This window comes from Cupriavidus campinensis (assembly GCF_905397395.1).
Classification (GTDB): Bacteria; Pseudomonadota; Gammaproteobacteria; order Burkholderiales; family Burkholderiaceae; genus Cupriavidus; species Cupriavidus campinensis.
In genome coordinates this window covers 79,664-92,951 of sequence record NZ_CAJPVH010000011.1, presented here as the reverse complement: position 1 = coordinate 92,951, position 13,288 = coordinate 79,664, and the positions used below count along the sequence as shown (strand labels likewise).

The following is a 13,288-nucleotide window of genomic DNA, read 5'->3' as shown; positions in this document are numbered from 1 at the left end:
GGACGGCATCGGAGCCAATACCCTGCATGAAATCGAAGAGGAATAGGGGATTCACGTTGATCAGACATAAGCGCATCTCGCTGGGCGTGCTGACGAGTGCCATTATCGCGGCCTGGAGCCCGGCGGGCTGGGCCGCCGACCCCTTTGTGGTCAGGGACATCCGCGTGGAAGGCCTGCAGCGCGTGGAGCCGGGCACTGTGTTCGGCTATCTGCCTGTTCGCGTCGGGGAGACCTTCACCGATGACAAGGGCGCCGATGCGATTCGTGCACTCTACAATACCGGTTTCTTCAAGGACGTGCAGATCCGCGCCGAGGAAGGCGTGCTCGTGGTCCAGGTGGAGGAGCGCCCAGCCATCTCGCAGCTCGAGTTCGTCGGCATCAAGGAATTCGACAAGGACACGCTGCGCCGCTCGCTGCGCGCAGTGGGTGTGGCCGAAGCGCGTTACTACGACAAAGCACTGATCGACAAGGCCGAGCAGGAGCTGAAGCGCCAGTACGTGGCGCGCGGCTACTACGCAGCCGACGTGCAGACCACGGTGACCCCGGTGGACCGTAATCGCGTGTCCGTGGTGTTCAACGTGGAAGAAGGCCCGGTTGCCAAGATCCGCCAGATCAATATCGTCGGCAACAAGGCGTTCAAGGAAGGCACGCTGCGCGACGAGATGCAGCTCTCCACGCCGAACTGGCTTTCCTGGTACACCAAGAATGACCTGTACTCGAAGCAGAAGCTCACGGCCGACCTGGAAGCACTGCGCTCGTATTATCTGAACCGCGGCTATCTGGAGTTCCAGATCGAGTCCACCCAGGTCTCGATCACGCCGGACAAGAAGGACATCTTCCTGACGCTGAACATCAAGGAAGGCGATCAGTACAAGGTATCCGACATCCGCCTGGCCGGCGAACTGCTCGGCAAGCAGGCCGAGATGGAAAAGCTGCTGCAGCTGAAGAAGGGCGACATCTTCTCGTCCGAAAAGCTGACGGCCAGCACCAAGTCCATCACGGACCTGCTGGGCACCTACGGCTACGCATTCACGACGATCAATCCGCAGCCCCAGGTCAATCAGGAAACGCGCGAAGTGGCACTGACGCTGATGGTCGATCCAGGCCGTCGTGTGTATGTGCGCCGCGTGAATGTGGTGGGTAACAGCAAGACCCGCGACGAAGTGGTGCGCCGTGAAATGCGTCAGATGGAAAGCTCGTGGTTCGACAGCGAGAAGCTCACGCAGTCGCAGGCCCGTATCAACCGTACCGGCTACTTCACGGACACGAACATCACCACCGAGGACGTGGCCGGCGCGCCCGACCAGGTGGATGTCAACGTGAACGTGACCGAGAAGCCGACCGGCCAGATCAGCCTGGGCCTGGGTTTCTCGTCGACTGACAAGCTCGTGCTGCAGGCCGGCTTGCGCCAGGACAACGTGTTCGGCTCCGGTACCAGCCTGGGGCTAGACGTGAACACGGCCAAGTCGTTCCGGACCATCTCGCTGACGCAGTACGACCCGTACTTCACGGTGGACGGTATCAGCCGTTCCACGGACATCTACTACCGTACGTCCCGCCCGCTGTACTACACCGGCGACCAGGACTACAAGATCGTCTCGGCCGGCGGCGGCTTCAAGTTCGGCGTGCCGTTCTCCGAGAACGACACGGTGTTCTTCGGTATCGGTTACGAGCGTACCGAGGTGCATACCTCGGTCAACACGCCGAGCCAGTACACCGCGTGGCTGAACAAGATCGGCAAGAGCAGTGGCGACCCCATCAACAACTTCCCGTTCACGATCGGCTGGGCCCGTGACCGTCGCGACAGCGCGCTGATCCCGACCAAGGGTCCGTACACGCAGGCCAACCTCGAAGTGGGCGTGCCGGGCGGCGATACGCAGTACTATCGTGCCAGCTTCCAGCAGCAGTACTTCTACCCGCTGTCCAAGGCATTCACGCTGGCCTTCAACGGCGAAGTGGCGTACGGCCACGGCTACGGCGACACGCCGTTCCCGGTGTTCAAGTACTTCTACGCCGGTGGTATCGGCTCGGTGCGCGGCTACCAGACCAGCACGCTTGGTCCGAAGGACCAGAACGGCAACCCAGTGGGCGGTGCGTCCAAGCTGATCGGTAACGTGGAATTCGTGTTCCCGCTGCCGGGCTCGGGCGTGGACCGCACGCTGCGCCTGTTCACGTTCTTCGACTTTGGTAACGTGTACCAGGAAGGTGCACCGATTACGTTCAGCGATCTCAAGTACTCGACCGGCTTCGGCATGTCGTGGCTGTCGCCGATCGGCCCGCTGAAGGTCAGCATGGGCTTCCCGCTGAAGAAGGACGATACGGATCGCGTACAGCGATTCCAGTTCCAGATCGGTACCGCGTTCTGATCCCCAAAAAGGATTTGTTTCATGAAACTCCATACACCACTGATGAAATCCCTGAGCGCCGCCGCGCTGGCCGCAGCGGCCCTGTGCGTAGCCGCCCCGGCGATGGCTCAGGAGGCACGCATTGCCGCGGTCAACTCGGAGCGCATCCTGCGAGACTCGCAGCCGGCCAAGGCCGCACAGGTCAAGCTCGAGCAGGAATTCTCGAAGCGTGACCGCGAACTGCAGGACATGGCCCAGAAGATCAAGGGCATGGCCGACAAGCTCGACAAGGACACGGCCGTGCTGGCCGATTCCGACCGCCAGCGCCGCCAGCGTGAAGTGGCTGACCTCGACCGTGAGTTTCAGCGCAAGCAACGTGAATTCCGCGAAGACCTGAACCAGCGCCGTAACGAGGAACTTGCTCAGGTGCTTGAGCGCGCGAACCGTGTGATCCGCCAACTGGCCGAGCAGCGCAAGTACGACTTGATCGTGCAGGAAGCGGTGTACGTCAATCCACGCATCGACATTACCGATGACGTGATGAAGGCGCTCAACGCCGGCAGCAAGTAAGCGGCGCGCGCTCGTTCGTCGCTGTCTCGTTCTTCAAGGAAGTACCGCCATGCAGACACCCACACTGGGTCAGCTCGCCACCGAGAACGGCGCGCAGGTTGTGGGTGATCCCGACCTCGCCGTGCGCGGCCTGGCGCCGCTCGACCAGGCCGGCCCCGGCGACCTGTCTTTCCTGTCCAATCCACTGTACCTGCCGCAGGCGCTGGCTTCCAAGGCCAGCGCCGTCATCGTGTCGCCGGCGGACCTCGAGCGTATTCGCGCCGATGGCCAGGCTGGCGGTCGCAACTGGCTGGTCGCGCGCAATCCGTATGTCTGCTTCGCCCGCGTGGCGCAGCGCTTCGACCGTGAGGCGAATGCTGATCCGCGCACTGGTATCGACCCGCGCGCGAGCGTGGCGGCGGATGCCGTGGTGCCGGCGTCCTGCTTCATCGGGCCCAACGTGGTGATCGAGGCTGGCGCGCGGCTGGGCGAGCGGGTACGGGTCCTGGCGAATGCCTTTATCGGCGCAGGGGCGGAGATCGGCGACGATACGCTCATTTACGCGAACGTTTCCGTCTATCATCGTTGCGTGGTGGGTGTGCGCAACATCCTGCATAGCGGCGTGGTGGTGGGGGCGGATGGCTTTGGTTTCGCGCCGGACATCGGCCCGGCCGGGGTGGAATACGTGAAGATTCCGCAGGTTGGCCGCGCCGTGCTGGGCAATGATGTGGAAGTGGGCGCTAATACGGCCATCGACCGCGGCGCGATGGCCGATACGGTCATCGAGGACGGCTGCAAGCTCGACAACCAGGTCCAGATTGCGCACAACGTGCGGGTGGGCGCTCATACCGTGATAGCGGGCTGCGCGGCGGTGGCCGGCAGCACCCGCATCGGCCGCTTCTGCGTGATTGGCGGATCGGCCAATTTCGCGGGCCATTTGAATATCGCCGACCGGACGACGGTGTCCGGCGGCACCTCGATTACCAAATCGATTACGAAACCCGGGGGGCATTACACCAGCGTGTTTCCGTTCACGACGCATGGCGAGTGGGAGCGCAATGCGGCCATCGTGCGCGGATTGTCCAAGCTGCGCGAGCGCGTGGTCACGCTGGAACGCCGCCTGCGCGGCCAGTCCGCCGGGTCCAATACCACACAAGACGAAGAGAAATCATCATGACCGCATCCGACATCGACATCCGCAAGATCCTGAAGCTGCTGCCGCATCGGTACCCGATCCTGCTCGTCGATCGCGTGCTGGAGTTCGAGCCGCAGAAGCGGATCAAGACCCTGAAGAACGTCACGATCAACGAGCCGTACTTCATGGGGCACTTTCCCGATCAACCCGTGATGCCGGGCGTGATGATCCTCGAGGCGCTGGCGCAGTCGGCCGGCCTGCTGACCTTCGGCGCCGACATGGAGCGCAAGGAAGGCGCGCTGTATTACTTCGTGGGTATTGATGGCGCGCGCTTCAAGCGCGTGGTCTACCCCGGCGACCAACTGCACCTGAACGTGACCGTCGAGCGCTATATCCGTGGCATCTGGAAGTTCAAGGCCAGCGCCACCGTGGACGGCGAAGTCGCTTGCGAAGCGGAACTGATGTGCACGGTCAAACAGGCCGAAGGCTGATCGGCGCCGCCGCGCCCACACATGGGCCCCGTCCCGCGTGGCAACGCGCGGGACTCAACCGAATTCAGACCACAGGACAGGACGTATGACGCAAATCCATCCCAGCGCACTGGTCGACCCGAAGGCAGAGCTTGCCGCCGACGTGACCGTCGGTCCGTTTTCCATTATCGGTCCCAACGTGCGGATTGGCAGCGGCACCCGGATCGGCTCGCATACCACCGTCGAAGGCCATACCACCATTGGGGAAGGCAACCGCATCGGGCCCTACGCCTCGGTGGGTGGCACGCCGCAGGACATGAAGTACGCCAACGAGCCCACCCGGCTCGAGATTGGCGACCGCAACACGATCCGCGAGTTCACGACCATCCACACCGGCACGGTGCAGGACCAGGGCGTGACCAGCCTTGGCAACGACAACTGGATCATGGCCTACGTGCACATCGCGCACGACTGCCGCGTGGGCAACAACACGGTGTTCTCGAGTAACGCGCAGATCGCAGGCCACGTGGAAGTGGGCGACTGGGCCATTCTCGGCGGCATGAGCGGCGTGCACCAGTTTGTGCGCATCGGCGCGCATGCGATGCTGGGCGGCGCTTCGGCGTTGGTCCAGGACGTGCCGCCGTTCGTGATCGCCGCGAGCGACAAGAACGGCAACAAGGCCACCCCGCACGGTATCAATGTGGAAGGCCTGCGTCGCCGGGGCTTTGATGCCGGCCAGATTGCCGCACTGCGCCAGGCCTACAAGCTGCTCTACAAGTCAGACCTGGGTTTCGACGAGGCGCGCAACGAGATCTCGGCCCTCCTGGGCCAGACCGATGTAGCCACCGGCGCGCCGCTGCGCGCCTTCGTGGAATTCCTGGCCGCGACGCAGCGCGGCATCGTCCGCTAAGCCGCGCCGCACATGATCCACGCCGCAGTGCAGGCCGATCCGCCTACCGTCGCTCGGGGGAATGTCAACAAGCGTGGCACGATTGCCATGGTCGCCGGGGAGGCTTCCGGCGATCTGCTGGCTTCGCTTCTGCTTGAAGGGCTGCATGCGCGGCTGGGTGAGTCCGTGGACTTCGCGGGTATCGGCGGCCGCCGCATGATGGCGCAGGGCTTTGTCTCCCACTGGCCGATGGAGACGCTTTCCGTCAATGGCTATGTGGAGGTGCTCGGTTCGCTGCGGGAAATACTGGCGACGCGCCGGGCGATTCGCGACAAGCTGCTGGCCAATCCGCCGCTGTGTTTCATCGGCGTGGATGCTCCCGACTTCAATTTTGGATTGGAAGTACCCCTGCGTCGCTCGGGCATTCCGGTCGTGCATTTCGTCAGCCCGTCGATCTGGGCGTGGCGCGGCGGGCGCATCCGCACCATCGCGCGCGCGGTGGACCACATCCTCTGCCTGTTCCCGTTCGAGCCCGGGATCTACGCCAAGGCCGGCATACCGGCGACCTACGTCGGTCATCCGCTGGCCGATGTGATCCCGATGGTGCCTGACGTCCAGGGCGCACGGGAAAAGCTCGGCTTGCCCGAGGGCAAGCGCATCGTCGCGGTGCTGCCGGGCAGTCGGCAGTCCGAGGTGCGCAACCTCGGCGCGACGTTCTTTGCGGCCATGGCACGCATGCATCGCATGGACGGCAACCTGGCGTTTGTTCTGCCGGCGGCCAGCGCGCCGCTGCACGAGATCATCCGCGGGCTGCACGAGCGCTACCCTGAGATCGACTTGACGGTGGTGGACGGGCAGTCGCACCTGGCCATGGAAGCCGCCGACGTGGTTCTGCTGGCCAGCGGCACGGCCACACTCGAGGCGGCACTCTACAAAAAGCCGATGGTCATCTCGTACAAGGTGCCCTGGCTCACCGCGCAGATCATGAAGCGGCAGGGCTACCTGCCTTATGTGGGCTTGCCTAATATTCTGTCAGGACGGTTCGTGGTGCCAGAACTGCTCCAGGACGACGCCACGCCCGAGGCACTGGCGCGCGAGACGCTGCTGCAACTGAACGACGAGAGCAATATTGCCTTCTTGCGGGAGCATTTCACGACCATGCATGAGACGCTGAAGCGCGACACCGCCAACCTCGCCGCCGGCGTGGTGGTGGATCTCATGCACGAACGGGGTGTGCGCTGATGGCCAGTCAGAAAGCCGGAAAAGGTCCGTCGCCGCAGATGGGACTCGAGCTGACCCAAACCGTCGCTGTCGTACGCCGTCTTTGCGGCGTGGATGAGGCCGGGCGCGGCCCGCTGGCCGGGCCGGTCTATGCCGCCGCGGTGATCCTGAACCCTGAGCGGCAGATCCGGGGCCTCGCCGACTCGAAGATCCTGACCGCAGAAAAGCGCGAGGTGCTGTTCGAGCGCATCTGCGAACGCGCGATCGGCTGGCACATCGCTTCGGCCTCGGTCGAGGAGATCGACTCGCTCAACATCCTGCACGCCTCCATGCTGGCGATGCAACGCGCGGTGGCGGGCCTGACGGCCAGCGGCATCATGCCCGATCTGGTGCAGGTCGATGGCAACCGCTGTCCGCAGGTGCCGTATCCGGTCGAGGCAATCGTGAAGGGCGACGCCAAAGTGCGGGCCATTTCCGCTGCGTCGATCCTTGCCAAGGTGGCCCGCGACCGCGAGCTTCATGCGCTGCACCTGGAATATCCCCAGTATGGCTTCGATGCCCACGTGGGCTATCCCACGCCGCAGCATCTGGCCGCGCTTGAGCAGTTCGGCGCGACACCGCATCACCGCAGCTCGTTCGCGCCAGTGCGGCGGGTGCTGGAGCGCGACGCGCTGCCATTCTGAGACACATCCTTGAAGCACGTCACTTCGCGCGACAATGCGCTGTTCAAGCACCTAAAGGCCCTCACGGGGTCCACGCACGCGCGCCGCAAGGCGGGGCAGTCCGTGCTCGATGGCGTGCACCTCGCGCAGGCGTATGTGGCCGCGCGGGGGCAGCCGGTCAGCTGTGTCGTGTCAGAGCGGCACTACGATCATGCCGAAGTCCGTCCGCTGCTCGAGGGCATCGATCCGGACCGTGTCGTCCTCCTTGCGGATGCGCTGTTCGCGCAGATCACCAGTGTCGTGAACGGCATCGATCTGATGTTGGTGATCGACACCCCCGGCGGGCACCTGCCGTCCACGATCGACACGGATTGCGTGATCCTGGACGGGGTGCAGGATGCCGGAAATGTCGGCTCGATCCTGCGCAGCGCTGCCGCGGCAGGCATTCCGCATGCCTTCCTGACCACGGGCTGCGCGTTTGCGTGGTCGGTCAAGACCCTGCGCGCGGGCATGGGCGCGAACTTCCACCTCAACATCGTCGAGCATTGCACGCTCGGGATGCTCGAAAGCCGGCTGGCCGTGCCACTGCTGGCGACGTCATCGCACGCCGACGCAGCCGTGTTTGACACCGATCTGCGTCAGCCGGTGGGCTGGGTCGTCGGCAACGAAGGCGCAGGCGTCAGTCCGGAATGGATGGCGCGCGTCTCGCGAACCGTCGGCATTCCGCAGCCGGGCGGCCTTGAGTCACTCAACGTGGCGGCGGCGACTGCTGTCTGCCTGTTTGAAGCGGTCAGGCAGCGCCGCGCGGCGTAGCGCTGACACCAGGAGTTCGGCCTCCAGCGCTACGGGACGATTCTCAAAATCTCAGTAGTTGTCGCGGTCTATCTTGATTTCCTGGAGGATCGTCGTGGCGATCTCCTCGATCGACTTGTGCGTGGAACTGAGCCACTTGATGCCTTCGCGGCGCATCATGGCCTCGGCCTCGTTGACCTCGTAGCGGCAGTTTTCCAGCGCCGCGTACTTGCTGCCCGGTCGCCGCTCGTTGCGGATCTCGGTGAGACGCTGCGGATCAATCGAGAGCCCGAAAATCTTCGGCTTGAACGCGTAGAGTGCCGACGGCAGGCGGCCGCGTTCGAAATCGTCCGGGATCAGCGGATAGTTGGCGGCCTTCAGTCCGTATTGCATCGCCAGATACAGGCTCGTCGGGGTCTTGCCGCTGCGCGACACGCCCACCAGGATCACGTCTGCCTCTTCCAGGTTCTTGTGCGACTGGCCGTCGTCGTGCGCCAGGGAGAAGTTAATTGCCTCGATCCGGTTCTTGTACGCCTCGGTGTCCGCATTCTGGTGGAAGCGGCCGATTGCGTGCGTGGACTTGAGTCCCAGCTCCTTCTCCAGTGGCTCGATGAAGGTCTGAAACATGTCCAGGATCATGGCCTTGGCGCGCCGGATGGCCTTGTTGGCCTCGGCATTGACCAGCGTGGTGAACACGATGGGCGGCACGCCCTCGTTGTAGAACGCCTCGTTGATCTTGCCGACGGCCACGTGAGCCTTCTCCGGCGTGTCCACGAACGGCATCCGCACCTTGCGGAAGCGCATTTCGAACTGGGCCAGAATGGAGTGGCTGAAGGTCTCGGCCGTGATGCCGGTGCCGTCCGACACGATAAAAACCGTACGGACGGCAGGGCGATCGCCAGCGCTGGCGGTGGCCGGGGACGCGGCGGCGGGAGAGGCGGCAGGGCTTGCCGCCGGGCCGGGCGCAGGCGCCTGTTGGGGCGCATCAGGCGCTTCGGGAAGGGACATGTCTGGTCAATTATTTGAGGCAGCCACGCGAAAGTGCGGTGCGGCACGGTAGAATAGCGGCGATCTTTTCGCTAAGCAATTCCGCTCGCGCCGGTGCAGTAACGATTCGCGGCACAATTGTCGACAATGTGCGCCGCAGCATCCGCATGCACTTAGGAATGGTTTAGCCAAGCGATCCGCCGGGAACAGAACCCCAACAACATACCGGTCGGTGACACCGATTTCTTACTTTGTTTTTGAGGCTTTTATGACTAACCAGGCAGATAACGGCGCCTATGTGCTGCCGTTCGAGCAGTTGCGCATGCATGACGTGGAAACCGTCGGCGGCAAGAACTCTTCGCTGGGGGAGATGATCTCCCAGCTGGCAGAGGCTGGCGTCCGTGTTCCCGGCGGTTTTGCCACCACCTCGCTCGCGTTCCGCGACTTCCTGCAGCACAACGACCTGACCACCCGCATTTCGGATCGCCTGAAGACGCTCGACGTCGATGACGTGAAGGCCCTGGCCGAAGCCGGCGCCGAGATCCGCGGCTGGGTTGCCGCCGCCCCGTTCCAGCCGCGCCTGGAACAGGAGATCCGCGAACACTACGCCCGCGTGTCGGCCCGTGAAGGCGCCGAGGCATCGTTCGCCGTCCGTTCCTCGGCCACGGCCGAAGACCTGCCGGACGCCTCGTTCGCCGGCCAGCAGGAGTCGTACCTCAACGTCAGCGGCATCGACGACGTGCTCGACAAGATCAAGCACGTGTTCGCCTCGCTCTACAACGACCGTGCCATCTCGTACCGCGTGCACAAGGGCTTTGCCCACGATGTGGTAGCGCTGTCCGCCGGCGTGCAGCGCATGGTCCGTTCGGACCTCGCCGCGTCGGGCGTGATGTTCACCATCGATACCGAATCCGGCTTCCCCGACGTGGTCTTCATCACGTCGAGCTACGGCCTCGGCGAGACCGTGGTGCAGGGCGCCGTGAACCCGGACGAGTTCTATGTCTTCAAGCCGACCCTGGACCTGGGCAAGTACCCCATCATCCGTCGCTCGATTGGCTCGAAGCTGATCAAGATGGAATTCACGGGCCCGGGTGAGGCCGGCCGGGTGAAGACTGTCGACGTGCCGCCCGAGCTGCGTAACCGCTACTCGATCACCGACGCCGATGTGTCGGAGCTGGCCAAGTACGCGATGATCATCGAGAAGCACTATGCCCGCCCGATGGACATCGAGTGGGGCAAGGACGGCAAGGATGGCAAGATCTACATCCTCCAGGCACGCCCGGAGACGGTGAAGAGCCAGTCGGCCGGCAAGGCCGAGCAGCGCTTCAAACTCAAGGGCACGGCGCCCGTGCTGACCAGCGGCCGCGCTATCGGCCAGAAGATTGGTACCGGCCCGGTCCGCGTGATCAACGATCCGTCCGAGATGGAACGCGTGCAGCCGGGTGACGTGCTGGTGGCCGACATGACCGACCCGAACTGGGAGCCGGTGATGAAGCGTGCCTCGGCCATCGTGACCAACCGTGGCGGCCGTACCTGCCACGCGGCCATCATCGCCCGTGAACTGGGCGTGCCGGCCGTGGTGGGTTGCGGCGATGCGACCGATTTGCTGAAGGACGGCACGCTGGTGACGGTTTCGTGCGCCGAAGGCGACGAAGGCCGCATCTACGACGGCCTGCTCGAGACCGAGATCACCGAAGTCGAGCGCGGCGAGATGCCCGAGATCGAAACCAAGATCATGATGAACGTGGGCAATCCGCAGCTCGCGTTCGACTTCGCGCAGATCCCGAACCATGGTGTGGGCCTGGCCCGCCTCGAGTTCATCATCAACAACAACATCGGCGTTCACCCGAAGGCGATCCTCGACTATCCGCAGGTCGATGCCGACCTGAAGAAGGCTGTGGAATCGGTGGCCCGTGGCCACGCCAGCCCGCGCGCGTTCTACGTCGACAAGCTGGCGGAAGGCATCGCCACGATCGGTGCGGCGTTCTATCCGAAGCCCGTGATCGTGCGCCTGTCCGACTTCAAGTCGAATGAGTACAAGAAGCTGATCGGCGGTTCGCGCTACGAGCCGGACGAGGAAAACCCGATGCTGGGTTTCCGTGGCGCTTCGCGCTATATCGCCGAGGACTTCGCCGAAGCGTTCGAGATGGAATGCAAGGCCATGAAGCGCGTGCGCGACGAAATGGGCCTGACCAACGTCGAGATCATGGTGCCGTTCGTGCGCACGCTGGGCCAGGCCGAGAAGGTCATCGGGTTGCTCGCCAAGCACGGCCTGAAGCGCGGCGAGAACGGCCTGCGCATCATCATGATGTGCGAAGTGCCGTCGAACGCGATTCTCGCCGAGGAATTCCTGCAGTTCTTCGACGGATTCTCGATCGGCTCGAACGACCTGACGCAGCTGACGCTGGGTCTGGACCGCGACTCCGGCATGGAACTGCTGGCCAGGGACTTCGACGAGCGCGATCCGGCCGTGATCTTCATGCTGCAGCGCGCCATTTCCACGGCGCTGCGTCTGGACAAGTACGTCGGCATTTGCGGTCAGGGCCCTTCGGACCATCCGGACTTTGCAGCCTGGCTGGCCAAGGAAGGCATCAAGTCGATCTCGCTGAATCCTGATTCCGTGGTCGAAACCTGGAAGCAACTGGCTTCGTAAGGCATTTGGCGTCACAATAGCGACAACGCATCCAAAGCGGCGCCCGGCTGAACCCGGGCCGCCGCGTGGCACCGGCCCTGCAGCAGGTGTTGCAACAGCCCCCGCAGGCGCCTATGGCGCGGCGGGGGTTTTTTATTTGGGAAAAGGAGCGGGATGTCGTCTTACTACATATGGTTCGCCGCGGCAGTGGTGCTGGTAATCGCCGAGATGGCGACGGGCACCTTTTATCTGCTGATGATTGCGGTGGGCGTGGCGGCCGGTGGCGTAGCCGCGCTTGCCGGCCTCGGTGTGCCGGCGCAGACGGTCACGGCTGCGCTGGTGGCCATCGCATGCATCACGGCCCTGCGGCGCACGCGCTACGGCACGCTGCGGCGGGGTACGGCATCCACGGATCCCGATGTGAACCTCGATATCGGGCAGGAACTTGATGTGTCTGCCTGGGACCCCAATGGGCGTGCCCGCGTGCCGTATCGCGGCGCTGACTGGACCGTGGAACTGGCGCCAGACACCGAGCCGCTTCCGGGTCGCTTTCGCATTGTCGAAGTGCGAGGCACCACGCTGATCGTCTCGCCGCGCTAATCCCTGCGCGGCACACATCCGATGACTAGTCGTTTTCCTATTTGATGGGAGTTGTACATGCTTGCCTACCAGCTCGGGCTGTTTCCACTGATTCTGCTCATCGCGGCCATCGTGCTGATTGCCAAGGGCATCAAGATCGTGCCGCAGCAGCACGCATGGGTGCTCGAGCGTCTGGGGCGCTACCACGCCACGCTGACGCCAGGCCTGACGATCGTGGTGCCGTTCGTGGATCGCGTGGCCTACAAGCACATCCTCAAGGAGATTCCGCTCGATGTGCCAAGCCAGGTCTGCATCACCAAGGACAACACGCAGTTGCAGGTGGACGGCGTGCTGTACTTCCAGGTGACGGATCCGATGAAGGCTTCCTACGGCTCGAGCAACTTCGTGGTCGCGATCACGCAGTTGTCGCAGACCACGCTACGGTCGGTGATCGGCAAGCTGGAGTTGGACAAGACCTTCGAGGAGCGCGAGTACATCAACCACAGCGTGGTCAATGCGCTCGACGAGGCCGCCGCCAACTGGGGCGTGAAGGTGCTGCGCTACGAAATCAAGGACCTGACACCGCCGAAGGAAATCCTGCACGCGATGCAGGCGCAGATTACCGCCGAGCGCGAGAAGCGGGCGCTGATCGCGGCTTCCGAAGGCAAGCGGCAGGAGCAGATCAATCTGGCCTCCGGCGCCCGTGAGGCGGCGATCCAGAAATCCGAGGGCGAGCGGCAGGCGGCGATCAACAAGGCACAGGGCGAGGCGTCGGCGATCCTGGCCGTGGCCGAAGCCAATGCGCAGGCCATCGAGAAGATCGGCCACGCAATCCGGGGGGAGGGCGGCTCGGAGGCTGTCAACCTCAAGGTGGCCGAGGAATATGTTGCCGCATTTGGCAACCTCGCCAAGCAGGGCAACACGCTGATCGTGCCGGGCAACCTCGGCGAAATGAGTTCGATGATCGCCTCAGCGTTGCAAATCGTGAAAACCCAGCAGAAGACCTGAGCGACGCGTTCTGAAGCGG

General features: G+C 63.7%; 12 protein-coding genes. 11 read left to right on the top strand and 1 reads right to left on the bottom strand.

The window, feature by feature from the left end; all coding sequences use genetic code 11:
• The first annotated feature begins 26 nt into the window (after positions 1-26).
• From bamA to KHO18_RS09620, 8 genes are all read left to right on the top strand, one after another.
• Positions 27-2,366 carry an outer membrane protein assembly factor BamA gene (bamA, locus tag KHO18_RS09655; RefSeq protein WP_377731455.1) on the top strand — a complete coding sequence of 780 codons (2,340 nt, stop codon included), beginning with the start codon at positions 27-29 and terminating at the stop codon, positions 2,364-2,366.
• Between the two features lie 21 nt (positions 2,367-2,387).
• Positions 2,388-2,915 (top strand): OmpH/Skp family outer membrane protein, encoded by a 528-nt coding sequence (locus KHO18_RS09650; RefSeq protein ID WP_144195072.1) that lies wholly within the window; start codon positions 2,388-2,390, stop codon positions 2,913-2,915.
• 49 nt (positions 2,916-2,964) lie between these two features.
• The gene (gene lpxD, locus KHO18_RS09645) at positions 2,965-4,071 is read left to right on the top strand and encodes a UDP-3-O-(3-hydroxymyristoyl)glucosamine N-acyltransferase (RefSeq protein ID WP_144195074.1); all 1,107 of its coding nucleotides are present in this window, start codon (positions 2,965-2,967) and stop codon (positions 4,069-4,071) included.
• Positions 4,068-4,520 carry a 3-hydroxyacyl-ACP dehydratase FabZ gene (gene fabZ / locus KHO18_RS09640; RefSeq protein WP_092133949.1) on the top strand — a complete coding sequence of 151 codons (453 nt, stop codon included), beginning with the start codon at positions 4,068-4,070 and terminating at the stop codon, positions 4,518-4,520. Before lpxD ends, fabZ begins: the two co-directional genes overlap by 4 nt.
• 85 nt (positions 4,521-4,605) lie before the next feature.
• Complete coding sequence (gene lpxA, locus KHO18_RS09635; protein WP_144195077.1) at positions 4,606-5,409, top strand: acyl-ACP--UDP-N-acetylglucosamine O-acyltransferase; 804 nt, start codon at positions 4,606-4,608, stop codon at positions 5,407-5,409.
• A 15-nt stretch (positions 5,410-5,424) separates the two neighbouring features.
• Entirely contained in the window at positions 5,425-6,630 is a 1,206-nt protein-coding gene (gene lpxB, locus KHO18_RS09630) for a lipid-A-disaccharide synthase (protein ID WP_377731483.1), read from the top strand.
• 38 nt (positions 6,631-6,668) lie between these two features.
• Entirely contained in the window at positions 6,669-7,292 is a 624-nt protein-coding gene (rnhB, locus tag KHO18_RS09625) for a ribonuclease HII (protein WP_377731456.1), read from the top strand.
• Positions 7,293-7,301: 9 nt separating this feature from the next.
• Positions 7,302-8,084, top strand: coding sequence for a TrmH family RNA methyltransferase (locus KHO18_RS09620; RefSeq protein ID WP_144195083.1), 783 nt, complete (start codon positions 7,302-7,304; stop codon positions 8,082-8,084).
• Positions 8,085-8,135: 51 nt separating this feature from the next.
• On the opposite strand, the gene ppsR is transcribed toward KHO18_RS09620, so the two are convergent.
• Positions 8,136-9,071 (bottom strand): posphoenolpyruvate synthetase regulatory kinase/phosphorylase PpsR, encoded by a 936-nt coding sequence (gene ppsR / locus KHO18_RS09615; RefSeq protein ID WP_144195085.1) that lies wholly within the window; start codon positions 9,069-9,071, stop codon positions 8,136-8,138.
• Between the two features lie 247 nt (positions 9,072-9,318).
• Between ppsR and ppsA the strand changes: the two genes are divergently transcribed.
• The 3 genes from ppsA to KHO18_RS09600 all read left to right on the top strand — a co-directional run bounded on the left by ppsA (position 9,319) and on the right by KHO18_RS09600 (position 13,269).
• A complete protein-coding gene (gene ppsA, locus KHO18_RS09610) occupies positions 9,319-11,703 on the top strand; it encodes a phosphoenolpyruvate synthase (protein ID WP_144195087.1) in 2,385 nt (794 codons plus the stop codon).
• Positions 11,704-11,856: 153 nt separating this feature from the next.
• Positions 11,857-12,282, top strand: coding sequence for an NfeD family protein (locus KHO18_RS09605; protein WP_211943075.1), 426 nt, complete (start codon positions 11,857-11,859; stop codon positions 12,280-12,282).
• A gap of 57 nt (positions 12,283-12,339) precedes the next feature.
• Complete coding sequence (locus KHO18_RS09600) at positions 12,340-13,269, top strand: SPFH domain-containing protein (RefSeq protein ID WP_144195091.1); 930 nt, start codon at positions 12,340-12,342, stop codon at positions 13,267-13,269.
• Positions 13,270-13,288 lie beyond the last annotated feature (19 nt).